Source organism: Collimonas sp. OK242, from assembly GCF_900107095.1.
In the GTDB taxonomy this organism is placed as follows: Bacteria; Pseudomonadota; Gammaproteobacteria; order Burkholderiales; family Burkholderiaceae_D; genus Collimonas.
On record NZ_FNOR01000005.1, the window covers coordinates 28,242 to 53,737 of the forward strand.

Below are 25,496 nucleotides of genomic sequence, written 5' to 3' on the forward strand. Positions count from 1 at the left end.
ATTACGTACGGACGGTAGACGGCAATTGTCATGCCAGGATCGGCACTTGAATGCCATCTACTCCTGCCATCCAATAGTCCGTCCGGGAAAATCCATCGCTTTGAACGGCCACGCCTCCAGTAACCACAAGAGGCATTTGACGACCTCGAGCGAGGATTAATGGCGGACTAATTTTTTTCTAAAGCAATATTGTATTGTTCGACTCAACAGTTGCAATTGATCAACATCATGCATTTTATCTAATTAACGATAAGACGAAAATATAAAATGAGCGATCAAAATTCCGGCATTCCTTTCAGATTTCGTAGAAATGACACCGTAGGCACCGCTGATGCCGAATCGGACGATAATTATTTGTCAGATTGCTTCGTTGAGACGGGAGATCTCGAAGTTTTGAGAGACTGCGGAAATCCGAAGAGAATAATAGTTGGACGGACTGGCGCAGGGAAAAGTGCATTGATCCGCAAGCTTAAAGAAGTTGAAGAACACGTAATTGAGCTTCCTCCCCAGAATCTATCGCTCGGCTATATTGCAAACTCGGATATTCGATTAGGCACGAATTTCGTGCACGCGTGCGTCAATCTCAAATGGAGAATTTTCGTAGCCATAATCCGCAATTTCATGGAGATAGGCATGCAAGAACACGGCTATTGATCCAGCTTGCTCGTATTGATAAACGTGGCGACATTCGTGGGATAACAAGCGAATGGATGCATGTGGTCGACAAATATAAATACCATGACCAAGAGTAATGCCCGCCATGTGTGGCCCGAATAGACCGGTAGTCACACATGCATGTTGAAGCTCTGGGTCAGATGGCAAGGGAAGCTGATCGTCGACTAAAACAACGCGAACTCTTTCTGGTCGAGCAATACCTACACGCTTTGCGATGGTGAAATCATATTCGTTAAGTGGAATTCCAGTACGTAGGATTTCTGCCTCTCGTTCTTCGGCCCAGGCAATAGCCTTTGGTAAAAGGTACGGCAACGCAGCTCGCAAATCGAATGTCATAAAGGCTCTCACTATTAATTTGATTGTTCACTGGCGGCCAAATGCAATTGATCGGCTGAACGTATTAGAATTTTTTTTGACACGGACGGCAGTACGTCTCTCCTTTAAAGCGCCGGAAATTGTTCAGGCAGAATTTTGCGACTACCTCGGCAATCACAGCATTGCATTTAGCAACAAATGCTTACCCGTGATCGAGATCCTCATTTTCGGAATGGGTAACGCCTGGGCCACTTATGAAAACAATGTCTTCAATATTAGCAGGCTCTTTTGGATATGTTCCCGCACCTCTTGGTAAATCGTTTCGCATCAAGTAGATGGTGAGCGTGGTACCAAGAATTGGAATTAGCCAGATAAAAGCAATTTGTCCGGCTCGCTGCATACGAGAGGATAGATCATCACGGGGCACTCGGACAGTCGCTACTATGTTGATAGTAACAATAGCGCAGAGAAATGCGTTCGCCACTACGATAATTGCCATGATGCGGGCTCCCTGTTCATGATAGTGATTTCGCGTTTAGACGATAATTCGAACGGGCTACCTGGTACTCCAACAGAAATGTCGCTCGCCGGAGTCAATAATTGTTCCTAGTTTGTTGTGTAGCGACAGGCAGGAAATTTCGCACATCCCTTGAACTGCGATCCGGCATTCACGCCGGATTTGACCGTCCGTAAGATCAACTCGCTTCCACATTTCGGACATGCATTGTTGTTGGCTTTTTCTGCCACAATCGATTTCACATGCTTTACGTGCTCACGGCTTGTGTTAAACGATGCGGGTTTTCTGCCGGTCTGAATACGTTCGATAGCGTTTGCCACCTGACTGGTATCGAGAACCTGCTGATTCATCGATTTGATGTACCTGATATAGCCACCGGCCTGAGTAACATTCTCCGGCATCGGTGTTTTGAAAGTACTATCCCCAACAAAAACGACGACCGAGTGAATCACCGAGTTGTCAAGATCCAGAAGCGCTTCGAGTGCTTTTGTATGTTTGTAATTTTGGAACAAGGGATTTTGAAATTTCGTTGTGTGCTTGTAGATTTTTTGCGTCCACATTTTTTGCTTGGCATCGCCGAAAATCCAACCCTTCATGTTCTTCGTCTCAATCACAATGATGCCAAACTTCGAAACGATGATGTGATCAATCTGGGTAGTGCCATCGTCAACGGGCAATGTCACATTTTTGATGAGATGGTAGGTCTCTCGATCCAAGAAAAATTTTGCGGATATGTTGACGATTGCTTCGCCCATCACGCCCTTGAACCAAGGAGATTTGACTACTGCGGCGACAAGCAGCAGTGGGATCAAATACCAAAGACTGTGAAAAACTTGGCCGAATATAGGAGTGAAGTCCATTTTTTTATATGAGGCTCAAATTTTTACGCACGAAACGGAGTGGTGGAGGCAATAACTCTGTTGGATAATTCGCTTTTTTTGACTGTCTCAAGCATTCGTTTTACTGAACTCACTGCCAGCGGATTCGAAATGGATGGACCAAGAATTATTTGATGCACTACTTTTTCCAACGAGAGATCGTTAGTCGTTGCACCCTCAATTGGCAAAATTTTATATTTAAGCTTTGGCTCAATACCATTCTTTCCTACGGCGTAATGCAGCATGCCAGATAAATGTTTTTGATGGTCTCGTTCACGTAAATACACCATCCGCCATTCCTGCTCCTCAGAAAAGCCGTGGTGCTTTGTGAATATGGAAAATATTTTGATTCGTTCAAACAGTGCGCCAACTGCTATGTGCAATTTATCATCAGGGATATCTTGCTCAACAAGGAGATTCGCGAATTCTGTCAGCTTTCCATCAATCCAACTGCATCGATCATTTCCGGAGGCATAGGTAACGTTCGCAATAATAAGCGGAGACCCTGACAGGTAGTTGAGCTTTGCTGTGTCAAATATAATCGCAGCGCCGTTACCATTGCTGCCGTAACCTCGCCACATCGACAGACGCCCGTCAGAATTTTTCGCTGCATCATGCTCAGATAGGCAGAAGACATAGATATCAAATGCTTGTTCTTCGCTGAATTGTTTCAATTTGGCTTCAAACGCATCCAGAGTTAGATTGTATCTATTCGAATTGCCGCAAGCGGTTTTGATCGCCTCATTTTGCCTAAAAGCACGCGCACCCTCCAATATACCGAATCGTAGCTCCTCCATATCATTCATATAGAGAGGGTTCGACAGCCATATTTCATCATTCGCCATGATGCATTCAAGAGTGGATATGGATGTGTAATGCGCCAATAATGGTCTTTTTGCAGGAAATGAATCGGAATTTTGTATATCGGCCCAAAGTGGATCAAATGAGCGAAAAATTTCATCATTAGTTTTCATGTCTTTGGCCGCCTGATTGATTGTGATTTTAGGGCTCGGTCTTGAGTTATGACGCCACAGGCCAGTCGAAGATTAAACGTATCAAACTTCCTGCTGTAACTGCTCGACCAGTTCTTCGACCAAATATCTGCGATGCGGTGGCAATTCCTGAATCTTCGCTGCGAGATTGATCAATTCTGGCGGTAGTTTCTTCGCGCCTTTTGCAGCCACGTCTTTTGCCTCAGATGCTGGCTTTGCTGGCGCAGGACCGTAGTGCAACCAATGCTGATCCACATTTAACCATTTTGCGATTGTCGCCAACTTGTCGTTGGTTGGAATTGCCCGTCCAGTCAGCCACTTGTGGGCAGTCTGCGGCGAGATCGCATTGCCCTGGTGCCGAAGATTAAATCTCAGCGCGAGTTCAGTCGCTCCCTGAACCGATTCGGGGCTACGTCGCAATGCAAATTCCAGGCGTTTCGTGAACGCCGCTTTCTCAGTGGTGGTAGGTATGATCGCATTCTGCGATAACTCCAATCACACCACTTACTTATCGCATTCTTTTTTTACTGGGTGGAGTTCATCGATTTTTTCTTTTAGAATTTTTCCGTCGACTTCGGATAAATTATTAACCTGCACGTTGCACACTCCCAATCTCGCAGTAAAGCGCATCTCATACTGTTTGTCTTTTTTTGGCGTAAATGCAGCCTCTACAAAGCAGCTTGTTTGCAAAAGGCCAGCGGCACCTTGATTCGCTACAAAAAAATTGGTTTCTTTGTCTGCCTCGACGATACGTTCTATTACATCGCTGTTGTTTTCGTATCCTTGGCTTCCATACATACCTGCTCTGCTTGTGTCTGTACTAAGAAATTTGCTGAATCCGGCGATGGCTCTGGCCGACGAACGTTCACATTTCGAGGTGGCATGAATAAAAGTGGTGCCGTTACTGTCGTTAATGATTCTAATTTTTGCTGTATCGCCTGACGTAGGTGATATATAAGGATTTCGCACCGCACATCCCGTTATAAAACTAGTAGCGATCAATGCGGAAAGCAGCAATAACGTATTTTTTTTCATTTTTTAGTAATGTATATAGGTTCGTGAATTACGGCACAGTCGAATTCAAGTTTACCAAATATATTGTTGCAATTGTGCAATTAATTTTTTGACCAGATACCTACTGTGTGATGGCAATTCCTAAATCTTTGCCGCGAGATTGATCAACTCTGGTGGCAGCTTCTTCATACCTTTCGCGGCCACATCTTTTGCCGTTAATGCTGGCTTCGCTGGCGCTGGCCCGTATCTCACCAGCTACTTAATCCATATTCGATCAGTTCTGTCGCCAATTCCAGCCGAGAGGCCGCGCTCGATGAGTGCGCAAACCATAGCGTCGCGCAGTGCGTTATGTGCTGCATCCCAATCAGGCCCAGGCTGTTCCAGCGAACGAGTACCGTAATTCGAAGAAAAATACTCGCGCAATTGCTGAATGTTCGAACCTGAGATTCTGGATCTAGCCGCTGTGGCGTCCGTTTCGGAGTAGGTAAACGCAATATTTGCCAGTGCCTTCTGGTTTTTAAAGCGATACACATGATCTTTGTTTGAAAGTATCAGGTCTTTAATTTTTCTCGATCCCTCGGAGTCATATTCAATTTTGTACTCGATTTGAATTGCACCTTTTAGGAAATTCGTGCCATTACAACCGGTGCGTGCCTGACCAGTGGCATCGTCAATAAGCGTGAACATTGCGTAGGCCGGCGCCGTGGATTCGTTTTCAACCGCTGCTTTAAAACTGGACTCGGATTGACCTGATGTCGATTGTGCGTATCCGGGGAGTGCTACGAATAAGAAGAGCAATACGATGAATTTCATGAGCATCCCAGTATAAATTCCGGATAACTATCTATATGTTTTATTTAATTAATAGACAGCGACAGTTGTCCGGATGCGGCGGTCATTACAGATTCTGTTGTAATTGCTCGACTAATTCTTCGACCAGATATCTACGATGCGGCGGCAATTCCTGAATCTTCACAGCGAGACTGATTAGTTCTGGCGGTAGCTTCTTCACACCTTTCGCGGCCACATCTTTTGCTTCAGATGCCAGCTTCGCTGGCGCGGGACCGTAGTGCAGCCAATGCTGATCCACGTTCAGCCATTTTGCGATTGTCACCAGCTTGTCGTTGGTTGGAATCGCTCGTCCAGTCAGCCACTTGTGAGCCGTCTGCGGCGAGATCGCATTACCCTGGTGCCGAAGATTGAATCTCAGCGCAAGTTCAGTCGCACCCTGAACCGATTCAGGACTGCGTCGCAATGCAAATTCCAGGCGTTTCGTGAACGCTGCTTTCTCAGTGGTGGTAGGCATGATCGCATTCTGCGATATCTCTTAGTGCCTCATATCAACCAATTGGGATAATATTATCCTAATAAGTTTAAAAATATCTTGAATTCAGATGGGGTTACTTGTCAGAATATTTTTAACGGGTTTGCTCAAGGGGGAAATATGAAGATGATTTATGCGCAGGAACACAGGCGCCGCAAGCATGTCACTCCAGTTCCCGGGGCCAACGACGCCAATGCCAAGCTGACGCTGGCGCATATCCAAGCCGCGCCACGCAGAGTAAGGAAAACAAAATGAGCCAGCTTTCAACCTACTTCCCCCTCAAAAACAAAGTCGCGCTAGTCACCGGCGCAGCGCGCGGCATGGCGCTGCAGATCGCCTGTGCGCTCTCCGCCGCCGGTGCGCGGCTGGCAATTCTGGATGTGCTGGAAAGAGAAGGGCGGGTCATCGCCAAGCTGCTCGACAACGGGCGAGCGCAAGCAAAATTCTGGCGGCTCGATGTCAGCGATGACGGCGCGGTACGGCGAGTGGTCGATGCTGTCGAGCTGCATTTCGGCCGCATCGATATTCTGGTCAACAGCGCCGGTGTCGATGCCGACAATCCGACCGCTCGGGGACTGCCGTTAAGGCATTGGGAGAGGGCGATGCAGCTCAATGTCCACGGCAGCATCCTGTGCAGCAAACATGTGCTTGCCGCCATGGAGCGGGCCGGCGGCGGCTCTATCGTCAATGTGCTGTCCTTGTGCAATATGGACGATGAGCGGCAGGAGGCCGCCGATCATGTCGCCAAAGCCGCACTGCGCATGGCCAACTTGAATGCGATGAAGTACGCCGCACGCAACGTGCGCGTCAATTTCATCCATCCAAGTCTGGTGCGTCCGCCGGTACTGGCGGCAGCCATGCGTGAGCGCGGCGATCTGCCCCAGGTATTGAGCGACAGGGCAGAGCTGGAAATGCTGGGCGGCAGCGGTTCGGCCACCGATGTCGCGGCGGCGATCTTGTATCTGGTATCGGACGCCAGCCGTTTTGTCAGTGGAAATGAGTTGGTGATTGATGCAGGGTATGGCAGGCATTGAGCTGAAGGTGAATGCCGTTGAAAATATCGAGAGCGGGTGGTTCTATTTGTGTATTTTGAAATTATTGCCTTGTGGTTATCTAAACAGCCACCAAGGAGAATGCGCAATGGCCATGAAAATATGGTTACGAGCGCGGACGGCGTGGCAGCAATACGGCAAAGGGAAGCCGTGGCATTGAGATGCCATGACGGCCAAGCCAACAACTGTACCCATGGCGTATGCATCCTAATCAGGCAGGATGACAAGCGCTAGAAAAACACTATCGTCTGGTCCAGATCGGCTCGCGACCACTACAATTCAAGATAGCGGCATTCCCATTCCTTTAAGTTCATTGGCCCAAAGCTGAACTTCCTTGATGATCCAATTTCGGAATTCCTGAACTTCGCTACGTGGCGATGGTGATTCATCAATCAGCCAGTAAGCATAACCTCCCGATCACAGCCATCTTCGTGGTGAACCCACTTGGTTGTTGACAACAGGAACAGCCCAATTGGATCGAATCGGAAACCGGGCCACTTCGTGGAAAGGCGACTGCTGAGATATTTGAAAGGGGGATTGAAATGCCAAGGAAGCCCTATGTGGTGCTTTACGTTCTGGTGTTAATAGCAGTTGTCGTCAGTGTAGATTTACTGTTCTTTAAGAATCGATTCTGGGAACGGCTGATGGTGAACATCGGTATTGTCTTGGTGTTCGCAGCCTTCTATTTGAGATTCCTAAAGTGAACCCGTAGGCACGCTCCCGGCGCAGCGGTCAATTCGCACGAGCACCCGCAGAGTAGTGATTGTTCGCGTCAATTTTTACGTATAGCAGACTTGCTGTATTTGTATAGTGATAACCGGCCCGATCAAGGCGTTGTTACATCCCCGCCAAATTCTTTTAGTGCCTCGTCCAGGTCCTTTAATTGATTTCCGATTATTTGCATGGTGATTAGCCTGCGCGACAGGATACGCGCAGCCTCTTGCATGTCGACCTTGCCGGTTTTGACGGCCAGGCGCAGGTCTGCGGCGTCGCGCAATAGCTTATCGGTCACCAGGGCGGGAGCGAAGCTTTCGACATGTCGCATCCCCGCGTATGCGACAGAATAGCGATTCAAGTCTGCCTGGTCCATATAAGCCAAGGCTTGATTGGCAATCGCCGTATCCCATGCGCTGGTACGATTGAGCGCCGTGTCGATTGAAAAATGCGCGGCTTCCTGAGCGAGTTTGTTCAGCTGTTCGGCATCGATGCTGCGGCCCTTGCTCATGTGAGCGGTCAGAGTATCCACGATGGCCTGCAGTTTTACTTCATTCTCCGCATGGGCTTTGCGCAAGTTTGCAACATACCTCCAATTTTCCCTCAGTTCGGCTCGAATATTTGCCGAGGCCATGCTCGCTGCCGCCTTGTGGTGAATCGTCACCACAACCTGCTCCAGCGCCAGCGCCGTCAGGATGGAGACGACGATCATCACGTAATGAGACGCAAATTCCTTGACGGAACTGGCCACTTTTTCTGGTAGTTCAAAATGCATGCTTAGCCCTTGACGAAGAAAATAAAGTGCTTTTCATGAAAGCCGATCGCTTTCACTGCGGCAACTTCAGCCGAGAAATATAATGCAAAACGCACAGTCACGTAGAACTACTTCCCGCTTGGCAAGCATATCGCCTATCGAATCGGCGCACCGACGGGTGTCAACCTAATTCAGGACGGGTCACTGCCACTGCTTAGGCATTGGTTGGACGAAGCCGCCAGAGAGTTGACGTGCGTTGCCGTATGGTATTTATAAATTTTGCTAAAGCCGATCTGAACCATGGACAAATTTCACCCCGATTACTAAGATGAATTATTGTCATTTTTTCTACGGTTTCGGTTTTGGGAGTTCACCATGGACATGCATATCGAAGAAGAATTGATTAACGAGTACATCAATAAAATTCAAGCATTGGCAGTCCTAGCCCTGTACGGGCAAAATGTTGACTCACCCATTAGATCCGTCATCAGCGAAGCATGTTATTTCCTCCTTCGTCAGAGATCCGATGCGACGGCGAATCTCTTGGCATTCAAAAGCCGGTTAACAAAAATGGCCAATGAAGCTCATTACAGCCTGCCGGAATACAAAAAGCCTTTGGAATATGCCGCTTCACTGGTTGCCATTCATTAACTTTAGCGAAATAAAACATCGGCTATACGCCCAGGAATTCAATATCTACCTATATGGCGTAACAAAACATCACGAATCAATACCTGATCCGTAGAGTTGAAGCCGAGCAAGGGACGGGCCGGATAGTGATATTCCGGTCTTTTTTTTTTGCGACCTTGTCGGTCAATCCCTCTTGATGTACGCGAGCGACCTGGTCGGCCGCCACTCTTCTTTCCGGCTTGTTCTCAACCCCCGCTGTGGTTCCGCATTTTCCCCGCAGTTTGTCGCAAGCTGATTGTGTCGCTGATTATATTTAATTTCCATTTTGCAAGTTCATTTCTGCCATTTCGGTTATATTTACGTGGCAAAAAAATAATTAACCAGGGGGAATATATGTTTAAAAGCATCATTATCATGATGGCGCTAGCCATTGGTTTAGCCGGTTGCGCCGCGCCGCAGTACATTCCGTTAAGCCAGGAAAACGCAAAGAAAATCCAAACCGTCAACGTACGCAGCCTGGTGGTCCAGGACGAGGTGATTGCCAAGGCCGACCCGTCGATGGTTTCCGCCGGTCTTGGTGGCGGATTGATTCCGGCATTGATCGATGCAGCTGTTACAAATGCAAGGCAGGCGCGTTTGCAGGCGGCGATGGACGCAATGTACGAATCTCTGGAGGATTACGACTTTCGTACGATTTATTGGCCGGAGCTGACGCGGCAACTGCATGAACAGTATCCGTTCAAGGTAACCAATGTCGTTACGACGGCGCGCGCAATACCCGCCAAAGATGTTCTGCAGCAGGTCCAGAATCTGAGGGATGGCGAAGCCGAGCTGTTCATTTCCACCGATTATTATCTGTCGACGGATCTGCGCTCATTGAACATCGTTACGGCTTCCAGTTTGTGGGTAAAGGGTGCGCAGCAGCCGGTCTATAAAAATTTCTTGAAGTATCAGTCGGCCGCGCTGGGAAGCGGCGGAGAGCAATCCGCGAAAGCCTGGGCTGCCGACGGCGGCAAGCCTTTTTTTGACAAATTGAAAGAGGGCATAGACGAAACGCTGGCCATGCTGTCGATCGATGTCAAGGAAAATGCTCCCGCTTCGGCCAAGACCGACAAGATGGATGTCAAATTCAATTTTGGCGAGAATGCATCGGCCAATCAGAAAGCCGTCAAGGGCACGCTCGTGGACAAACGAGGCGAACGCGTCATCATCCGCGGCGCCAGCGGCAGCCTGTATTCACTTTTGCCTTGATTAGGAGACTACCTGATGAAAAAGATCACTTGCATCGCGCTCATGTTCGCGGCCCTGGCGGCCCGGCCCGCCCTGGCTACCGAAGGTGAACGGCAGCCTTTGAGCATGACTTATGATCCTGTCGCTACCGATGTACCCCCTGTTCCGGTAGCACATGCCTGCATGCTCAAAGTGCTTCCTGTTGCTGATGAACGCTTAAACAAGGACACCTTGGGAGTCAATTTCACCAATCCCCTGATCAGCGGCGATGCTACCGGCTGGGCGACTGCCGGCCTGCAGCATCTGAGCGACTTCGGTTTTCGGATCGAGAAAACCGGCGCCACAGACGGGCAGGCCCGCATTACGCTGTCGCCGAAGATTATCCGTGCCTATACCTGGCAAATCGGCTTGAAGCTGTTCGGTACGGTTGTGATTAAAATGGATTACACGCGGCCCGACGGCAAGCTTGAAAGCAAGACATACCGTGCTTCAGGCGACAAGACCAATATGTGGGGAGCGGATGCCGAATACCTTACTACCCTCAACTATGCACTGAATAATTTGTTGAGGAAGGTTGCCGTCGATCTGGATAAGCAATGCGGCCTGACAGCTTGACTTGACAGGTTTTCTTCCGTGTCAAAGAACCCGTTAACTTGTGTTGACGGGTTTTTTTATAGACCGAGTAGTTGCTGGGCCTTCGTCAAAGCAGCTCCATCACGATGAAATGGTCCAACCGTGTTACGGGCGAGAGCTGTTGCGTTTTGTGACAGCGTAGCTTGAAACCATGGTTCGACATCGTGCTTGTCCTTTTTAATTGCTCAACCGAATAACAGTTGATCTGATGAGATGACGGGGGGTATTTTCAGAATATACAGCCGTCAAAGTGAACATCATCTTTTTAGTGGCTTGATATTTGAAAGAAATTGCCGAGGACACCTACAAATTTTAGATAATACGCGAATGTCGATTCTCTTCCGCGATGCGAACGCTACTCTGAAAACTCTTCGTATGCTTTCAATGCATGGGTGGCATACATCATGGAGGGACCGCCCCCCATATACACGGCAGTTCCCAACACTTCTTCTATCTCGGCTCGCGTTGCCCCTAATTTGACAAGAGTTTGCATGTGAAAGCCGATGCAGTCATCGCAACGGCAGGCTACCGCAATGCCTAAGGCCACCAGTTCCCGCGTCTTCTTGCTCAGCGCTCCCTCTTGAGTGCCAGCTGCAGCCAGCTGGCTAAATGCCGCCATCAAGTCTGGCTGTGATTGCCGCAAGCCGCGCATCTTGGCTGCGACCTCTTTGATCAGCTCTTTGTAGCCTGGAATACCGCTCATGCCAGCTCCTTTGGTTGGTAAGTCAAAATCAGTGAACCATGCGCTGCAACCGCCGGCTCCTCCTGGAATGCAGTTGGCGCCTACATAGCGGCCATCACCCGCGCCAGCCGCTGCCGCACCTCACTTGCGAGCTCGGCGACTTCCGGCCTATCGACCAACTGCAGCACCGCATCGGTATTCATGAACTCGACCTGTATGTGGCCGGCCTCATCTTGACGCACCACTACGTTGCAAGGAAGCAGCAATCCAATGGATGGCTCCATCGCGATGGCGCGGTCCGCCAACGCAGGATTGCATGCGCCAAGGATGCGGTAGGGAGGAATGTCTTTGTTGAGTTTTTTCTTTAACGCCGCGGCAACGTCGATATCACTCAAAATACCAAAACCCTCCTGCTGCAGCGCATGCGTAACGCAGTCGATTGCATCTGGGAAGGAAACATTGACGGTTTTCCCGAAACCATATTTGATAGTCATGGCAGGTTCTCCATAATGAAGCGTGTTGAGCAGTGAAATTCAGGACGCCGCTTACAGCTTGTGATTTGCTGTTTGCCGCATCGTTCTTCAATACTTTGAAAGAGATCGTGATTCTATTTCCCCATATCCGTAACGATTCTGGAGCAGCAATGCAACGCCTTTCAGCATAGGCAGTTCGGGCAGTTCGACCGAGCAGCTTTTCACGTGGATTCCGAGAGTCAGATGCCGGTGTTGTACAGGCTTGCCAATCAGAGCGAGTTATTCTTCGGCGGCAGCAATCATTTTTTTGTTTTCGAGCAGTCAGGCAGCGCCTCAATTGATTTAACCCACTCGCTCCAGACCGCAATCGCGATGGCTAAAATCACTGGTCCTAGAAACAACCCCACTAATCCAAAAGCCGCTAGTCCGCCGAGAACGCCGAACATGACGAATAAGATCGGAATTTTTGTTGCGTTGCTGATCAGCAGAGGACGAATCAGATTGTCGGCCGGATGGATCAGCAGGATACCCCATGCGATTAACCCGAGTCCTGGCCAAAGGTGGCCATTCAACAATAATCCAATACTGAGTGGTATCCAGATCAAGGCCGTTCCAAAGATTGGGATAATGGAAGCAAGCGCCGTCGCAATACCGAGCAAGGCAGCCGCCTCAATACCAAACAGCCAATATCCGATCGCGGCAATGACACCTTGTATCAGTGCTGCGACGATCACACTTAGGAGAATGGCGCTAGACATATGACCTGCAGCACTCAGGTAAGTATCGACTCGTTCGCCCACCAAGCTACGCAAAACAGCTCGGATCTGACGCAAGACAGTTTCGCCATCACGATAGAAAAAAAACAGCGTCATCATGGCAAATGCAAGCTTCGCAATGTTTCGTCCAATCCCTCCAAACAGAATAAGCATTTGGTGCGCCCCTTGTGCCAGCCACTGCGCCAGGTACTGCTCCAATCCCACCGGATCGGCAAGATGTTTTTCCAACCAATTCTGCAGGTATTCTCCAATCCATGGGAAATAGGTAATGGCGCCTGGAATGGGATGCTCGCTTTGCTTTAAATAGGCCTGGAAAGTGTTGTACTCGACAGCCAGATCCTTTTCAACCATCACGATCAGCCATAGCAGCGGTAATACCAGCGCAATCCCCATGCACACCGTCGCCAGTAGCGCGCTGAAGGAGCGTCGCCCGCCCATCCAGGCGTGAATCCGCAGATATATAGGCCAGGTGATGTACGCCAGCACTCCCGCCCACGCGACGGAAGCCAGAAATGGTGCTAGCACCAGATAAACAAGCGCAAACAGGCCTCCAAGCAATACGGCCGGCAGTATGTGTTGTAGCCATGGAGTGAACGATCTAGAGTCCATGTTGTTCACAATAATGGGCGATTGGCGAACGGCTTTGATTTAGCGCAATAAAAAGCAAATAAACAGGACAAAATTGTATTGCGGCATGAATACGCTGGAATAGTCCATCTAAAATATAAATGTCTCTAGCCAGGCATTTTTGGATCATTCATCTCTCCGAAGACTTGAACGACGAGCCCTCCAAGTTCATGCGACCGCTCAACTTTCAGCTCTAGCCGATGCACAGTTGCGATACGCTGTACGATCGACCAGCCGAGTCCACTACCGCTTTCAATACTGCCCGGCACTCTGAAGAATCGCTCGCCAAGTCGAGCGATGTCGGTCTCGGACAGGCCGGGGCCGCTATCGTCCACGCTTAGCACGACACGACCATTCTCTCGCTTTATTCTCACTTTCACCCGGCCCGACGGCGGACTGTATCTCACCGCATTGTCCACCAGATTGCGTACCAGAACTGCCAATAATGTCTCTTCACCTTGAATCGAATACGACCCTGGTGCTTCAAATTCCAGCACTTGCTTTTTTCCGACAGCCTTCGGCGCCAGCTCAGCCAACACCTTTTTGGTCAGAGCCACCAAATCGACGTCAGTCATGGCAGGGGCTGCGACGGCCTCCAGTCTGGATAGGGTTAATAATTGTTCCACAAGGCGTGTAGCGCGATCACAGCCTGCCAGTGTGTTTTCTAGCGCGCGCTTTCGTAATGCGTCGTCGGCTTCGCCGAGCGCCACTTGGGCCTGGGCGCGAATTGCGGCAATCGGGGTACGTAATTCATGGGCCGCATCTGCAGTAAAGCGACGTTCTGCCTCCAATAGCATGCCTATGCGTTCGAATAGGCCGTTCAATGCATTGATCATGGGCTCCATTTCCGAGCTTGTATCTTGCATTTCCACCGGATGCAATGCTTGCGGCCGGCGCGCAGCGAGAGCCCATCCGAGTCTACGCATAGGGGCGACGCCCCAGTACACTGCCCACCAGATCACCAATGCCAATAAAGGCAATGCGGCGACCGTCGGCCATAACGTGGTGCGTAGCATCGCCCACATGATCGAAGCTCTTGAATCTGTTTGCTCGCCTACATAGACTTGCACGTCTTTCTCGGCGCCATTGGCAGTGAAAACACGCCACATGATGCCGTTGATCTGCGCGGTCTCGAAACCATTTTTATGACGCCGACCAGATTCGGCCATCGGCTGGAGTGGGGCATTGGCCGAGCGTAGCGTCAAGCGGCCATCGTGGAAGACTTGGAAAGCAACTTTTGGGGCATAGCGATGCAATATAGGCGCGTCAATGCTGCGGTCGTCGGCGTCGGCCTCTTGCCCTTGCTGCACCACTAACAACGCTGCTGCTTGCGCCAGATGGCTATCCAGGAGTTCATCCAGCTCGCGGCGTGCGTCGAACCAGATCAGCGTCGCGGAGATCAACCAAACACCCGTTACCATCGCCAATACCAATAGGAGCAGCCGCCCTTGCAATGAACGGGGTAGTCTGATCATGGCTTCTGTGATTCTCGCAACAAAATATAGCCAACGCCGCGTACTGTATGGATCAATGCGTTTCCCAGCTTGCGGCGCAGATTGTGGATATGCACTTCGATGGCGTTGCTTTCCACCTCTTGCCCCCAACTGTAGAGGTGCTGTTCAAGCTGCTCACGTGAAAGTACGCGATCAACGTTAAGCATGAACGCGTGGAGCAGATCGAATTCTCGGGTCGAGAGAATGACGTTTTCCCCTTTTTGTAACACCGAATGTGCAGCCGGATCAAGTATGACGTCTTGCGCGGCGAGGCATTCCTGTGGCTGACCGTGCGCGCGCCGGACAAGCGCGCGCAACCGTGCGGCCAATTCATGCAGGTCGACCGGCTTGACTACATAATCATCAGCGCCAACGTCGAGCCCCTTGATACGGTCTGGCACAGCGTCACGCGCAGTCAATACCAGCACTGGCACCGAGACGCCTGCACGACGAATAGCCGTCAGCACATCAATGCCATCTTTCAGCGGCAGGCCGAGATCGAGTACCGCAGCCGCATAAGACTGCGTGCGCAACTCATTTTCCGCCGCCTGACCATCCCGCACCCAGTCAACCTGAAAACCAAGCTGCCGCAATCCGGCTCTCAAGCCGTCGCCTAGTAGGAGGTCGTCTTCAACAAGCAGGATGTGCATAGGGTGGATTGTCGCACGAAGGCGCCCTCAGTCGCCATCACGATCAGGATCGCCGGCCTTGGTTGATGCAATGGGTCGGTCGGCCAGATGAGCTGACTTTGGCGCACTTTGCCATTGCGTCCACCAAATCGCCAGGACCGCCGCCAGCAACAGTGCCGCTACGCTGCGCCATGCGCTCCGAATACCGTCTTCCGGTCTGCCCAACTTACGTCCGGTGAACATCGCGCCGACCAGGTTCTCGCGGTGCAGCCAGCTGGCTAACAGTACGCCCGCAATATGGATGCCGGCGATGGCCAGCATTACGTTGGCTGCCGCTTCGTGAATATCCTGGACCCAATCACCCGCGATATCGTTATATGTGGCCCAACCTGATGCGCTGACTGCTAACGCCAGCGTCAGCAGAGCCACAATAGCTAACGCGCCTGCCGGGTTATGTCCGGTATGGTGTTCCGGACGCCCGCGCAGCAATGCGCCGAGATAGCGTGCGACGGCCTTGGGGCCGCGTACAAACGTCGAGAAACGCGCATATCGCGTACCAATCAATCCCCACATGATGCGAAAGCCTACCAGGGAGGCCATCGTGTAACCGAGCGTCACATGCAGTAGCCGCCAGCTTTCGCTTTCGGCGGTGAGATAAGCGCCGCCAAAACTCAGAACCAACAGCCAGTGAAAGACCCGAGTGGGAATATCCCAGACAAGGATTTTCCGCGTGTCCGTATGGGACGCTGGCGACTTAACGGGGGATTCGGATATGGCGTTCATTGAAATCTCCTTTGTCGGATTGGGTGTGGCAGGCAATGCAGTTGGCTGCACTCTTAACTGCAGGCAATTTCCAGGTGGCCGCAGATACTTCATCGTGCTGGCGTATGAACCATGCAGAACGGGTGATGCGATCTTCCGGCGGAGAATCATTACCTCGCGTATAGGTGCCGGCGTAGCTCGCGAGCCAGGCCGCGAGCTGCTTCACCGTGGCCGGATCAAGCGAGGCATCTGTGCCGTAATGGTGCGGCAGATTGTTCAGGAGCCGCTGCCAGGAGGCAGCCGGAAGCATGCCGGGAGGATAGGCGACGTGACAGGCGGCACATTCCTGCTGGTACTTAGGCAGCATTGGGACCTGCTGAAAGCGCCTGTCATTGTCGGCCATGACTGGAGCAGCCATTCCGATCGCAGCGAGCAAACTGAATATGCATCGATAGACGTTAGGATAAAAGAGAGGTGTCATGTTTTATTCTCATCAAGCGTTAAGGGAGTGTCGCGATCAAGGCTTCAGTGTCAGTAGCCAGCTCAATACGTCTGCCTTCTCAGCGGCGCTACATTCACGGCCTACGACGTCATTGCAGTTGCGACGAAACCACTTCTCGCTCTTGGCTGCATCAGTGAAACGCTCAGGATTGAAGGCAGGCGCCATCGCATTGATAGGTTTGCCTGTTGACGCATGCTTACCGGTCTGAGTGGGTACGGCGCCATGACAAGAGGCGCAACTCCATTCGCGGCCGTGGCGCGTGATAAAGAGTTGTTGCCCACGGGCAGGTACGGCAAGCGATCCTGCTTGTGCGGAATAATTCGAGAGGAGTTCTGCCGGAGTGGCTGCGTGGACGGCAACGGACGTAAGCGCAACAGCAGCCACTATGAGCAAGAACACAGCGGATTGAATCAAGGACTTCGCTAACGGCGATAGCTTCATGGCAATACCTTCCGGATTGATGGTTATTTCCTGGAATTCATGATGCGGCTGTTTTCTTAAGGTTTTCTTAGGGCTTGTTAACAGGCGCTAGCATGCCTTTGCCTTAAGCATTCCTTAAGGTGTAGCGGCTAGCATGCAGCATCAGTCATTTCAATAAAGGAAATCTGTCATGCATCCCGCCCTTCAGTCATTCATCCGTCAGTATCTCGGTGTCATATTTGCCGCACTGTTGCCTGTCATTGCGGTGACTTTCCTTTCCATACCGCTTAATTTGGCCGGACATCCCGGGGAAGCCCGCGACATTACGGCGACAACGAATTTCCATTTGACCTGAATTCGGATACGACAATACGTCGTATTTTTCATGCGCCCTACGCGCAGATCTCACTCACATGCTAGGGAAGGGCCGTTCCTCAACGAGGGTGCCGGGACGGGTCTGCACTTGGCAATAAACTATCGACGAATTTGATTTGAATCAATTCAGCTATGCGTTTAGTCAATGATCATCATCGTGTAGCAGCTTCAATGTTATCCACTACGCTGTTTACACAGCACAGGACCGCCTTTTGATGAATTTCAATGAAATTGCTGATGATCCGGAAGACACGCGACACAGTCCGGTCGAGCGTGCGGCAGCTGCCTCTCGTAGCACTTGGGTAAGCGTCGGCGTCAATCTCCTGCTGACCGTTACCCAGGTGGTTGTGGGCGTAATCTCCAAATCTCAAGGCCTCGTCGCAGATGGCATCCATTCCCTGTCGGATCTGGTGGCCGATTTTGTTGTGCTGTTCGCCAGCCACCACGAAAAAAAAGATGCGGACGAAGACCATCCCTATGGTCACCAACGTTTCGAGACTGCAGCTTCGCTGGTTTTAGGCTTGCTTCTGTTAGCCGTCGGCATCGGTATGCTGTGGTCTGCCTTCCGTAAACTTGAAGATCCCGATACGGTGCAAAAGGTCCACGTTATCGCCCTCTGGGTGGCAGGAGCTGCCCTCATTGCAAAAGAAGCGCTGTTTCGCTACATGCTTTCGGCAGCCAAACGCGTCAAATCCAGTATGTTGGTAGCGAATGCCTGGCATGCGCGCTCCGATGCGGCATCTTCGTTGGTTGTGGGTATAGGTATCATCGGCAATCTGGCTGGTTATCCTATCCTGGATCCGATTGCAGCGCTGATCGTGGGATTCATGGTCGCCAAGATGGGTTGGGGTTTTAGCTGGGACGCACTACATGACCTGATGGACCGCTCGGTTAATGAACAAGAAGTTGAGGCCATCCGCCGCACGCTAATTGAAACACCCGGCGTCAGCGGTGTCCACGACGTACGCACGCGCAAGATGGGCGACATGATAGTTGTCGATGCCCATATTGAAGTTGATGCCGCAATTACCGTGGAGGCTGGTCATGACATAGCGGTAGCAGCACGGCAGCGGGTGCTGCAGCGTCATCGCGTGCTAAATCTGATGACGCACGTGGATCCTTGGCGGCGTCCCGATCTGGACCACAGAACTGTCGAAACATAAGCGATATCGCTGGAGGAATCATCAATGTCAGCAGCCTTCACCCATGATGATGAATTGAGCGAAAAAGAAGCGCGCGAACGCCTCATCCAAGACGGTCCAAACCAGCTTCCGGCTTCTAGTCAACGGGGAGTGTTGCGCTTGCTACGCGACGTCGTATCTGAGCCGATGTTCCTACTGCTGGTAGCTTGCGGCGCCATCTACATGTTCCTTGGCGATCGAAACGAGGCGCTGATGCTGCTTGGCTTTGTCTTCGTCGTCATGGGAATAACATTTTTCCAGCAGCGTCGTACAGAACGTTCACTGGAGGCGTTGCGCGACTTCTCCAGCCCGCAAACACTAGTCGTACGCGACGGACTGACACGCAAGATAGCGGGCAGCGAACTCGTGCGCGGCGACATCGTATTGTTGGCCGAAGGCGACCGCGTTCCCGCTGATATATATATCGTAGATTCATCAAACCTTACAGTCGACGAATCCATGCTGACGGGAGAGTCTGTTCCGGTAGCTAAGGAAACCGGTTTTATTTCAAACCACGCGGCCATCGTATCGGATGTGGGCGATGCCGCGCAACTGTTCTCCGGAACTCTCGTCACGCAAGGCACGGCACGTGGTCGTGTCATTGCTACCGGCGAACGCAGCGCACTTGGCCGCATCGGCAAATCGCTGGCGGGACTAGGCGGGCAGAGCACGCCGATCCAACTTGAAACGCGTCGCATCGTGAAACGTGTAGCAAGCGTCGGTTTGCTCTTGGCGGCCGGACTTGCAGTTACCTACTGGTTGACACGTGGAGATTGGCTCAACGGCCTGCTTGCAGGGTTGACGCTGGCGATGGCGATATTGCCCGAAGAATTGCCGGTCGTGCTGACGCTCTTTTTGGGCCTTGGCGCATGGCGGTTGGCGCGTGAGAAAGTGCTAGCGAGAAGCATTCCCGCCATCGAGCTATTGGGGGCGACTACCGTGCTGTGTGTCGATAAAACCGGGACATTGACAACTAATCGCATGGCGGTCAGACGGCTATGGATTGATGCGGTCATTTACGATACGGTGGCGGCTGGATCCGCTGCGCTTCCGGAGGAATTGCATGGCATTTTGGAATTCGCGGTATTAGCTAGCCATCGCCGTGCTTTTGATCCGATGGAGTCAGCTATCGGTGACGCGGGGAAACGCTTGCTAGCCGATACGGAGCACCTTCATGGCGACTGGACCTTAATAGAAGACTACCCTTTGTCACGCGAGATGCTGGCCATGTCGCGTGTCTGGGAATCACCCAATCAGCGCGAGCGGGTGATTGCCGCTAAAGGCGCGCCGGAAGCCATCGTTGATCTATGCCACCTCGACAATGCGCGTTGCGCCATGGTTGCCGGGCAGGTGCAGCGCATGGCGGCTGACGGACTGCGGGTGTTGGGCATTGCACGCGCCACCTTCGCTGCGGAAGCACTGCCCGGCAACCAGCATGATTTCGAGTTCGAATTCCTCGGATTGATAGGGCTGGAGGACCCGGTACGGCCCGACGTACCGCAAGCGATTGCCGAGTGTCATGCAGCAGGAATTCGGGTAGTAATGATCACCGGCGATCATTCCGCAACCGCAGTTTCAATTGCCCGGCAGGCAGGGATTCCCACCGATGGCGCGGTCATCACCGGAGCCGAACTGGCTATATTGAGCGACGACGAGCTGCGCATGCGACTCGCCAATACCCACATTTTCAGCCGCATTCGACCGGAACAGAAATTGCGCCTCGTACAGGCCTTCCGTGCTCGGGGGGATATCGTGGCGATGACCGGAGACGGTGTCAATGATGCGCCTGCTCTGAAAGCAGCCAGCATCGGCGTAGCCATGGGAGCGCGGGGTACCGATGTCGCTCGCGAAGCCGCCGCACTGGTACTGCTAAATGACGATTTTTCGTCACTCGTCGTTGCGGTGCGTTATGGCCGTCGCGTGTTTGCCAACCTGCGCAAGGCAATCGTCTTTGTGGTAGCGGTTCACGTACCGATCGTGGGTCTATCGATCATGCCCGTCCTGTTGGGTTGGCCAATGCTGCTGCTACCGGTCCATATCTTGTTTCTGCAACTGATCATCGACCCCGCTTGTTCCGTCGTGTTTGAGGCCGAACCGCTTGAGGCCGACGCCATGTTGGCCAAGCCACGTCGCCCGGAAGCGCGTCTGTTCGATGCGCAGATTCTCATGCGCGGCTTATGGCAGGGAGGTGGGTTGCTTGTAACGTTACTGGCGGTATATGCAGGCGCCCGATTCATGACGGGTTCCGACGATATGGCGCGCGCCATGACCTTCACCGTGCTGGTGATATCGAATCTCGGATTAATCCATGCGAATCGCTCGTGGGGGCAGGCCTCCTGGCGCCGTGCCGGGAGCTCCAATCGTTACTTCGGATGGATTGCCCTGATTACACTTGTCTTGCTGGGCGCCGCACTGGGGATTCCTGCTATCAGCCGCTTATTCGCGTTCGTCCTGCCGACGCCTTCTATGCTATTGGGTGGTGTCGGTGTGGCCGCAATGAATTTGTTATGGTTCGAAGCCGTGAAACACCCATTTGGCCGGCGCGGATCCCTGGCCCGTTGATGAATATCGAATCACCGGAGCGATCATCTCCAACTGATAGTCACATTTGCAATTTTTTATTGGAGGGACACCATGTCTTTGTACAAGAACATTCTACTCGGCCTTGACGGTAGCCCAACTTCCGGCAGAGCATTGATGGAAGTTGCCAGTTTTTCTGCGCCGGGTTCCACGATACGCATCGTCCACGTCATCGAAGACTTGCTCACAAACTATCCGTCGATTGACGGAGATTTTTCCTCCGTTGAGTCATTGCGCGAGGCGATTCTTGCCGACAGCAAAAAAATGCTGTTTAAAGCAGAGACCGATTTACGGTCGCAAGGTTTTGAGGTACAGACAAGTCTGCTGGAATTGCGTGATCTTGGAGGCGACGTCGCGGGAGCAATCAAAGCCGAAGGCGACAAGCACGACATCGACCTGACAGTGCTAGGGACACACGGGCGAGGCGGGGTGCGACGCTTGATGTTGGGAAGTGTGGCAGAACATTTTGTACGCATTTCAGAGCGTCCGGTACTACTGGTGCATTTCGAGCCGCCCCAAATACAGATCCATAATCGGGTTTCTGGGCTATCTCAGGAGGAGGACCATATTGCGGTAAAACGCATCCTGGTTGCGATAGATGGCAGTGAACTCGCCAATAGTGCCTTGCGCCAAGCGATAGTGCTGGCCAAAGAAAAAAGCTGCGAAATTCGTGCTTTGTATGTGAGTGCGGATCCATTTCTCGATTTACTTATGCTGAGCGCCAAGTATTTCCACCATGACCAAATACTCAAAGCGACCGCCAAACAGACCGCGAACATCAGGCAAGCCGCGACTCATATTTTTAACGCCGCTGGTGTCCCGTGTGATATGCAAATAATTGAACTCAACGAACGAGGAACAAGAATCGCGGATACCATCAAGAACGCCGCTGCGCAATGGGGTGCAGGTTTGGTGGTAATGGGTTCGCACGGACTGCATGGTGCGCTGAGATTCGCACTGGGTAGCGTCGCAGAACAGTATCTGCGCATCTCGGATCGCCCTGTTCTGATCGTGAAATCCTGATTCAATGCTTAATTCGTAGCGCGATAATTGTATAAATTGCGCATGGCGTCTATTCACGTAGGTGTCGGACGGACAGCCGCCGCCGTGGCTAACTCGGACTCGGCTCGATCCGCTTCTGCTTCAGGAGGGGGGACTGCTAGATGATTGTCAGCGTTCGGCGCAAGTCAACATTTTCTACCCGCCTGGTAGAACCAGTACAACTTGACGAAATAGCCCGTTCTGCGTGTTCGGGAGCACTGCAGTTCGCATGTCTACCTGCAGCAGATGTGGAATTAGCGATGCGTCCGGCAAATTGGCCGTGCTGCCCAGTGTAAAAAGATGCCACGGCCGCTGCAATTTTTCCTGATACAGCGCGCCATACCAGATTGGGATGCGGTCCTGATGGACGGAGTCCTCCAGCAGATAATCGGACTGCCACAACCTCAGTATCATCCGCGTCAGTGGCCGCACCGGGTCGAGAGCAACGAACGCCAACTCGGAGCTTTTGCCCTGATCGTATTTCGGCAGCACCGGCAGATTTTTCACTTCTGTGCCGGGCGCGAGCCATAGCAGTGCCGCTGGCATCGACCAGGTTGCAGCCGGCTGCCAACCGGCAAGGGTCAGGCGCCTTTGCAGCGTTGTCGCACTGTCCGCCCATTGCAGAGGGAAAAATTCCTCATTGTCACCACTGATCTCCGTTCGCTGCTGAGGTAACTGGCGCCATTCAGTACGGGTCCATTGATCCAGCGTGACAGCCTTTATCTTTGCCGTTGGGGCGTAGCCAGTCAGATCGGCTGAGAATTGCTCGTGCATGGTCCATGTCGAACCGAGCAGCAATGCCACTGCAGTTAACGCCGCTAGGATTCTTGGGTGCAGGTCTTCCTTCACCTGTTGATGGGTATAGACGATGGCCATCCACGTAATCCACGCAAGTCCAATGCTCCATCCGGCCAACACGTCGGACAGCCAATGTGCGCCCAGATACAGGCGAGAGAAACCGATGAGTACGATGCCAACCACGGCGATCACGGCGGTAGACATCCGAATCAACGGTGGTTGACGTCGAGCGATTAAAAACGCCAGGAAACCGTAGATGACCATACTGGACGTCGCATGGCCGCTCGGAAAGGCATATTGTTCGACGCCGTTGTACAGGCTCAAGGGCCGCGGGCGGCCTATCGTCCATTTAAGTAGTTTGACGAGGATTTGAGCGAAAGCGGTCGTGATCACCCAATAGCCGGCCGTGCGCCAACAACGCCATGCGACGAACCAACCCAGTACCGTGAGAGCAACTACCCAGAGAACGCCGGCACCGCCAAGCTCGGTGATAGCGACCATCAGATGATCGACCGGCGAAGTCCGCAGTCCTTGCAGCCAATGGAAGATGGCCGCATCCGCCCCCACCAATGGATCGCTAGTGATGACGTCCTCCATGATGCCCAGGAAGAGCCAGCTGCTGCCAACCAGCAGCAGCGTCAAAACGAGCAAGATCTGCGACTCCGGACGACGAGGGGCAAGGAAATAAGACATCCAGCCCTCGAGGCGCGTAAATCGTCCGGAAGCTTGTCGATTGGCCCATTGCAAAAGGCGGTCGCGCGAGCTCTTGATAATAGGCAGACCAGTCCTGATACCTACGCGCATCACCCAGGTTGTAAGCCACACGAAGCCAGCCATCATGATCAAGATCAGCGCCAATCTGCCACTCACCGCCTCGGCGAGTTGGATCGAGGCGCCGAAGATGACGCCCGGCAGGATGTGCGCGGGCGACCATGCCAGCGCGGAACCGACATTCACCGCATAGAATCTGGCGCGCGGCATATGTGCGATGCCGGCAATGACGGGGACGACCGCCCGTACCGGTGCGAAGAATCGTGCGAACAAGATACTCTTGCCACCGTGCCGCTGAAAAAACTGTTCTCCGCGATCGATTATGGCGGTACGCCGTTTAACAAATTGCCAGGTTCTGAGACGTTCGTAATACTTACGTCCCACTTCGTAACTCAGGCCGTCACCAGCCACCGCGCCGATTGCCGCAATACTCAGAGTTAGCCAAACATTCAATGCTCCGGCACCAATCAAGGCACCCGCGGTGAACATCACTAGCCCGGCTGGGACGAGCGTGCCAATGAGTACAAGCGATTCAACAAACGCGGCGAGAAAGACGGCAAGCAGTACCCAATGAGGGTGAATGGCAATATCGTTTAGCAGTGCATGCATTCGCAATTCCTTACCCGTTCGACAGATTGTCTTCCTGATACCGCCGTGTGTCACTACCAAATTGCCCGAAGCATAGCGCGAGTGGCGGCAGCCCGATCATCTTGATGACTGATCGGCGTAATCGAATTGCGCAGGGTTGACGGAATCCGAGCGACTGGGCCAGAAATGGATGCGTATATGGATGTTCTCAAATAAATAGAACTGGATTTTGATACAGATCAATAGATATCAGCTAACAAACAACTATTTTGTCGTCATGAACTCCTGATTTTCATTTGGAACCTCAATAGGCGTTACTGGGATCGACGGAGAACGCACATGGACAATAATCATCAGTTGCACGACGGCCATAGGACAAACCTGATATTCAACTGGATCTGGATAGGCTTTTTGCCGGTGGCTGGTTATGCAGGGGCAAGATCAGGTGAATTTCCGCCCAGCTTATAGGCATGGTTTGCGGTAGCTGCGTTAGCAACGTCAAGTAGAACAAACCTGGAGAATGGCTATGAAAAAATCCCTGTTAATTGCAGTCGTCGCTGGACTTGTTTGGGTATTGCCAGCAAGCGCCGTTGATGAACACAATTTAAAGCAGCAGGCGCCCGGCGCGTCGAAACCATCGTCAACGGCCACGGAAACCGGAGCGCCGGCAGGGATGATGGGAAATATGGAAAAGATGCAGCGGCAGATGGATCAAATTCACGCGACCACCGACTCGAAGGAACGCCAAAAGCTGATGCAGGAACATATGCGAACCATGCAGGAAAACATGAAAGCAATGCGTGGCATGGATGCCCCGATGATGAGTAACCGTAACAACATGGCAGGCGGCGACATGATGAAGCGCTACAAAATGATGAGCGCGCGCATGGATATGATGCAGATGATGATGGAGCAGATGATGCAACATCAGAATGCACAGGAGTCGCCGCCCAAGTGAACTATTAATCGATAACGCGATGTTCAGTTCCTACTTGCTAGACGAAATGACGTTTGACCGGGGCGGCATCGGGCGACGGATCGCGGATGGCAAGCGCGAATGCGATTTTGTC

General features: G+C 52.0%; 29 protein-coding genes. 10 read left to right on the forward strand and 19 right to left on the reverse strand.

What is annotated here, in order from left to right; translation table 11 throughout:
* Positions 1-549: 549 nt before the first annotated feature.
* From BLV81_RS06130 to BLV81_RS06165, 8 genes are all read right to left on the reverse strand, one after another.
* A complete protein-coding gene (locus BLV81_RS06130) occupies positions 550-1,011 on the reverse strand; it encodes a hypothetical protein (RefSeq protein ID WP_092353485.1) in 462 nt (153 codons plus the stop codon).
* 181 nt (positions 1,012-1,192) lie between these two features.
* The gene (locus tag BLV81_RS06135) at positions 1,193-1,489 is read right to left on the reverse strand and encodes a hypothetical protein (protein ID WP_092353487.1); all 297 of its coding nucleotides are present in this window, start codon (positions 1,487-1,489) and stop codon (positions 1,193-1,195) included.
* Positions 1,490-1,596: 107 nt separating this feature from the next.
* Entirely contained in the window at positions 1,597-2,367 is a 771-nt protein-coding gene (locus BLV81_RS06140) for a nuclease-related domain-containing protein (protein ID WP_092353489.1), read from the reverse strand.
* Positions 2,368-2,390: 23 nt separating this feature from the next.
* Positions 2,391-3,359 (reverse strand): DUF2971 domain-containing protein, encoded by a 969-nt coding sequence (locus BLV81_RS06145; RefSeq protein WP_092353491.1) that lies wholly within the window; start codon positions 3,357-3,359, stop codon positions 2,391-2,393.
* Positions 3,360-3,440: 81 nt separating this feature from the next.
* The gene (locus BLV81_RS06150) at positions 3,441-3,848 is read right to left on the reverse strand and encodes a transcriptional regulator (RefSeq protein WP_092353887.1); all 408 of its coding nucleotides are present in this window, start codon (positions 3,846-3,848) and stop codon (positions 3,441-3,443) included.
* A 33-nt stretch (positions 3,849-3,881) separates the two neighbouring features.
* Positions 3,882-4,412: a hypothetical protein gene (locus BLV81_RS23530; RefSeq protein WP_143036292.1), complete on the reverse strand. Its 531-nt coding sequence runs from the start codon at positions 4,410-4,412 to the stop codon at positions 3,882-3,884.
* A 234-nt stretch (positions 4,413-4,646) separates the two neighbouring features.
* Positions 4,647-5,204 carry a hypothetical protein gene (locus BLV81_RS06160; RefSeq protein ID WP_143036293.1) on the reverse strand — a complete coding sequence of 186 codons (558 nt, stop codon included), beginning with the start codon at positions 5,202-5,204 and terminating at the stop codon, positions 4,647-4,649.
* 85 nt (positions 5,205-5,289) lie between these two features.
* Complete coding sequence (locus tag BLV81_RS06165; RefSeq protein ID WP_092353497.1) at positions 5,290-5,697, reverse strand: transcriptional regulator; 408 nt, start codon at positions 5,695-5,697, stop codon at positions 5,290-5,292.
* A 138-nt stretch (positions 5,698-5,835) separates the two neighbouring features.
* Between BLV81_RS06165 and BLV81_RS24165 the strand changes: the two genes are divergently transcribed.
* Together BLV81_RS24165 and BLV81_RS06170 are read left to right on the forward strand one after the other, a co-directional pair.
* Positions 5,836-5,970, forward strand: coding sequence for a hypothetical protein (locus tag BLV81_RS24165; RefSeq protein WP_255364996.1), 135 nt, complete (start codon positions 5,836-5,838; stop codon positions 5,968-5,970).
* Positions 5,967-6,749, forward strand: coding sequence for an SDR family NAD(P)-dependent oxidoreductase (locus tag BLV81_RS06170; protein ID WP_092353499.1), 783 nt, complete (start codon positions 5,967-5,969; stop codon positions 6,747-6,749). Before BLV81_RS24165 ends, BLV81_RS06170 begins: the two co-directional genes overlap by 4 nt.
* Positions 6,750-7,593: 844 nt before the next feature.
* On the opposite strand, the gene BLV81_RS06180 is transcribed toward BLV81_RS06170, so the two are convergent.
* Positions 7,594-8,256 carry a hypothetical protein gene (locus BLV81_RS06180; RefSeq protein WP_092353503.1) on the reverse strand — a complete coding sequence of 221 codons (663 nt, stop codon included), beginning with the start codon at positions 8,254-8,256 and terminating at the stop codon, positions 7,594-7,596.
* Between the two features lie 354 nt (positions 8,257-8,610).
* Between BLV81_RS06180 and BLV81_RS06185 the strand changes: the two genes are divergently transcribed.
* Positions 8,611-8,886 (forward strand): hypothetical protein, encoded by a 276-nt coding sequence (locus BLV81_RS06185; protein ID WP_092353505.1) that lies wholly within the window; start codon positions 8,611-8,613, stop codon positions 8,884-8,886.
* Between the two features lie 38 nt (positions 8,887-8,924).
* Here BLV81_RS06185 and BLV81_RS24410 read toward each other — a convergent pair whose 3' ends face one another.
* A complete protein-coding gene (locus tag BLV81_RS24410) occupies positions 8,925-8,996 on the reverse strand; it encodes a hypothetical protein (RefSeq protein WP_369823833.1) in 72 nt (23 codons plus the stop codon).
* Positions 8,997-9,258: 262 nt separating this feature from the next.
* On the opposite strand from BLV81_RS24410, the gene BLV81_RS06195 reads away from it, so the two are divergent.
* The gene (locus tag BLV81_RS06195; protein ID WP_092353507.1) at positions 9,259-10,116 is read left to right on the forward strand and encodes a hypothetical protein; all 858 of its coding nucleotides are present in this window, start codon (positions 9,259-9,261) and stop codon (positions 10,114-10,116) included.
* A gap of 15 nt (positions 10,117-10,131) precedes the next feature.
* The gene (locus BLV81_RS06200) at positions 10,132-10,710 is read left to right on the forward strand and encodes a hypothetical protein (protein ID WP_092353509.1); all 579 of its coding nucleotides are present in this window, start codon (positions 10,132-10,134) and stop codon (positions 10,708-10,710) included.
* 373 nt (positions 10,711-11,083) lie between these two features.
* Here the strand turns inward: BLV81_RS06200 and BLV81_RS06205 are convergent, their stop codons facing one another.
* The 8 genes from BLV81_RS06205 to BLV81_RS06240 all read right to left on the reverse strand — a co-directional run bounded on the left by BLV81_RS06205 (position 11,084) and on the right by BLV81_RS06240 (position 17,113).
* Positions 11,084-11,431, reverse strand: a complete 348-nt coding sequence (locus BLV81_RS06205; protein WP_092353511.1) for a carboxymuconolactone decarboxylase family protein — start codon at positions 11,429-11,431, stop codon at positions 11,084-11,086.
* A gap of 80 nt (positions 11,432-11,511) precedes the next feature.
* Complete coding sequence (locus BLV81_RS06210; RefSeq protein WP_092353513.1) at positions 11,512-11,904, reverse strand: DUF302 domain-containing protein; 393 nt, start codon at positions 11,902-11,904, stop codon at positions 11,512-11,514.
* A 278-nt stretch (positions 11,905-12,182) separates the two neighbouring features.
* Positions 12,183-13,268 (reverse strand): AI-2E family transporter, encoded by a 1,086-nt coding sequence (locus BLV81_RS06215; RefSeq protein WP_092353515.1) that lies wholly within the window; start codon positions 13,266-13,268, stop codon positions 12,183-12,185.
* A gap of 125 nt (positions 13,269-13,393) precedes the next feature.
* Positions 13,394-14,761, reverse strand: coding sequence for an ATP-binding protein (locus BLV81_RS06220; RefSeq protein WP_176992768.1), 1,368 nt, complete (start codon positions 14,759-14,761; stop codon positions 13,394-13,396).
* Positions 14,758-15,429, reverse strand: a complete 672-nt coding sequence (locus tag BLV81_RS06225) for a response regulator (RefSeq protein WP_092353517.1) — start codon at positions 15,427-15,429, stop codon at positions 14,758-14,760. Before BLV81_RS06225 ends, BLV81_RS06220 begins: the two co-directional genes overlap by 4 nt.
* A 27-nt stretch (positions 15,430-15,456) precedes the next feature.
* On the reverse strand, positions 15,457-16,191 hold the full coding sequence (locus BLV81_RS06230; protein WP_092353519.1) for a cytochrome b/b6 domain-containing protein: 735 nt from the start codon (positions 16,189-16,191) through the stop codon (positions 15,457-15,459).
* Positions 16,163-16,588, reverse strand: coding sequence for a diheme cytochrome c (locus BLV81_RS06235; RefSeq protein WP_255365024.1), 426 nt, complete (start codon positions 16,586-16,588; stop codon positions 16,163-16,165). Before BLV81_RS06235 ends, BLV81_RS06230 begins: the two co-directional genes overlap by 29 nt.
* A gap of 99 nt (positions 16,589-16,687) precedes the next feature.
* Positions 16,688-17,113: a DUF1924 domain-containing protein gene (locus tag BLV81_RS06240; protein ID WP_092353523.1), complete on the reverse strand. Its 426-nt coding sequence runs from the start codon at positions 17,111-17,113 to the stop codon at positions 16,688-16,690.
* Positions 17,114-17,282: 169 nt separating this feature from the next.
* On the opposite strand from BLV81_RS06240, the gene BLV81_RS23900 reads away from it, so the two are divergent.
* The 4 genes from BLV81_RS23900 to BLV81_RS06255 all read left to right on the forward strand — a co-directional run bounded on the left by BLV81_RS23900 (position 17,283) and on the right by BLV81_RS06255 (position 22,251).
* Positions 17,283-17,447, forward strand: a complete 165-nt coding sequence (locus BLV81_RS23900; protein ID WP_176992769.1) for a hypothetical protein — start codon at positions 17,283-17,285, stop codon at positions 17,445-17,447.
* Positions 17,448-17,682: 235 nt separating this feature from the next.
* Positions 17,683-18,630 carry a cation diffusion facilitator family transporter gene (locus BLV81_RS06245; RefSeq protein WP_092353525.1) on the forward strand — a complete coding sequence of 316 codons (948 nt, stop codon included), beginning with the start codon at positions 17,683-17,685 and terminating at the stop codon, positions 18,628-18,630.
* 24 nt (positions 18,631-18,654) lie between these two features.
* Entirely contained in the window at positions 18,655-21,210 is a 2,556-nt protein-coding gene (locus tag BLV81_RS06250; RefSeq protein ID WP_092353526.1) for a cation-translocating P-type ATPase, read from the forward strand.
* A 72-nt stretch (positions 21,211-21,282) separates the two neighbouring features.
* Positions 21,283-22,251 carry a universal stress protein gene (locus BLV81_RS06255; protein WP_092353528.1) on the forward strand — a complete coding sequence of 323 codons (969 nt, stop codon included), beginning with the start codon at positions 21,283-21,285 and terminating at the stop codon, positions 22,249-22,251.
* A 174-nt stretch (positions 22,252-22,425) separates the two neighbouring features.
* Here the strand turns inward: BLV81_RS06255 and BLV81_RS06260 are convergent, their stop codons facing one another.
* Positions 22,426-24,447: a bifunctional DedA family/phosphatase PAP2 family protein gene (locus BLV81_RS06260; protein ID WP_092353530.1), complete on the reverse strand. Its 2,022-nt coding sequence runs from the start codon at positions 24,445-24,447 to the stop codon at positions 22,426-22,428.
* Between the two features lie 505 nt (positions 24,448-24,952).
* Here BLV81_RS06260 and BLV81_RS06265 point away from each other — a divergent pair.
* The gene (locus BLV81_RS06265; RefSeq protein ID WP_092353532.1) at positions 24,953-25,384 is read left to right on the forward strand and encodes a hypothetical protein; all 432 of its coding nucleotides are present in this window, start codon (positions 24,953-24,955) and stop codon (positions 25,382-25,384) included.
* Positions 25,385-25,496 lie beyond the last annotated feature (112 nt).

What these genes read in the sequence shown, in the direction of transcription:
- BLV81_RS24165 (WP_255364996.1), top strand. Translation starts at nt 5,836, where the DNA reads ATGAAGATGATTTATGCGCAGGAACACAGGCGCCGCAAGCATGTCACT.
- BLV81_RS06195 (WP_092353507.1), top strand. Translation starts at nt 9,259, where the DNA reads ATGTTTAAAAGCATCATTATCATGATGGCGCTAGCCATTGGTTTAGCC.
- BLV81_RS06205 (WP_092353511.1), bottom strand. Translation starts at nt 11,431, where the DNA reads ATGAGCGGTATTCCAGGCTACAAAGAGCTGATCAAAGAGGTCGCAGCC.
- BLV81_RS23530 (WP_143036292.1), bottom strand. Translation starts at nt 4,412, where the DNA reads ATGAAAAAAAATACGTTATTGCTGCTTTCCGCATTGATCGCTACTAGT.
- BLV81_RS06180 (WP_092353503.1), bottom strand. Translation starts at nt 8,256, where the DNA reads ATGCATTTTGAACTACCAGAAAAAGTGGCCAGTTCCGTCAAGGAATTT.
- BLV81_RS06165 (WP_092353497.1), bottom strand. Translation starts at nt 5,697, where the DNA reads ATGCCTACCACCACTGAGAAAGCAGCGTTCACGAAACGCCTGGAATTT.
- BLV81_RS23900 (WP_176992769.1), top strand. Translation starts at nt 17,283, where the DNA reads ATGCATCCCGCCCTTCAGTCATTCATCCGTCAGTATCTCGGTGTCATA.
- BLV81_RS06235 (WP_255365024.1), bottom strand. Translation starts at nt 16,588, where the DNA reads ATGGCTGCTCCAGTCATGGCCGACAATGACAGGCGCTTTCAGCAGGTC.
- BLV81_RS06210 (WP_092353513.1), bottom strand. Translation starts at nt 11,904, where the DNA reads ATGACTATCAAATATGGTTTCGGGAAAACCGTCAATGTTTCCTTCCCA.
- BLV81_RS06260 (WP_092353530.1), bottom strand. Translation starts at nt 24,447, where the DNA reads ATGCATGCACTGCTAAACGATATTGCCATTCACCCTCATTGGGTACTG.
- BLV81_RS06200 (WP_092353509.1), top strand. Translation starts at nt 10,132, where the DNA reads ATGAAAAAGATCACTTGCATCGCGCTCATGTTCGCGGCCCTGGCGGCC.
- BLV81_RS06225 (WP_092353517.1), bottom strand. Translation starts at nt 15,429, where the DNA reads ATGCACATCCTGCTTGTTGAAGACGACCTCCTACTAGGCGACGGCTTG.
- BLV81_RS06255 (WP_092353528.1), top strand. Translation starts at nt 21,283, where the DNA reads ATGTCTTTGTACAAGAACATTCTACTCGGCCTTGACGGTAGCCCAACT.
- BLV81_RS06250 (WP_092353526.1), top strand. Translation starts at nt 18,655, where the DNA reads ATGTCAGCAGCCTTCACCCATGATGATGAATTGAGCGAAAAAGAAGCG.
- BLV81_RS06135 (WP_092353487.1), bottom strand. Translation starts at nt 1,489, where the DNA reads ATGGCAATTATCGTAGTGGCGAACGCATTTCTCTGCGCTATTGTTACT.
- BLV81_RS06145 (WP_092353491.1), bottom strand. Translation starts at nt 3,359, where the DNA reads ATGAAAACTAATGATGAAATTTTTCGCTCATTTGATCCACTTTGGGCC.
- BLV81_RS06160 (WP_143036293.1), bottom strand. Translation starts at nt 5,204, where the DNA reads ATGAAATTCATCGTATTGCTCTTCTTATTCGTAGCACTCCCCGGATAC.
- BLV81_RS06185 (WP_092353505.1), top strand. Translation starts at nt 8,611, where the DNA reads ATGGACATGCATATCGAAGAAGAATTGATTAACGAGTACATCAATAAA.
- BLV81_RS06265 (WP_092353532.1), top strand. Translation starts at nt 24,953, where the DNA reads ATGAAAAAATCCCTGTTAATTGCAGTCGTCGCTGGACTTGTTTGGGTA.
- BLV81_RS06170 (WP_092353499.1), top strand. Translation starts at nt 5,967, where the DNA reads ATGAGCCAGCTTTCAACCTACTTCCCCCTCAAAAACAAAGTCGCGCTA.
- BLV81_RS06130 (WP_092353485.1), bottom strand. Translation starts at nt 1,011, where the DNA reads ATGACATTCGATTTGCGAGCTGCGTTGCCGTACCTTTTACCAAAGGCT.
- BLV81_RS06220 (WP_176992768.1), bottom strand. Translation starts at nt 14,761, where the DNA reads ATGATCAGACTACCCCGTTCATTGCAAGGGCGGCTGCTCCTATTGGTA.
- BLV81_RS06240 (WP_092353523.1), bottom strand. Translation starts at nt 17,113, where the DNA reads ATGAAGCTATCGCCGTTAGCGAAGTCCTTGATTCAATCCGCTGTGTTC.
- BLV81_RS06230 (WP_092353519.1), bottom strand. Translation starts at nt 16,191, where the DNA reads ATGAACGCCATATCCGAATCCCCCGTTAAGTCGCCAGCGTCCCATACG.
- BLV81_RS06245 (WP_092353525.1), top strand. Translation starts at nt 17,683, where the DNA reads ATGAATTTCAATGAAATTGCTGATGATCCGGAAGACACGCGACACAGT.
- BLV81_RS06215 (WP_092353515.1), bottom strand. Translation starts at nt 13,268, where the DNA reads ATGGACTCTAGATCGTTCACTCCATGGCTACAACACATACTGCCGGCC.
- BLV81_RS06140 (WP_092353489.1), bottom strand. Translation starts at nt 2,367, where the DNA reads ATGGACTTCACTCCTATATTCGGCCAAGTTTTTCACAGTCTTTGGTAT.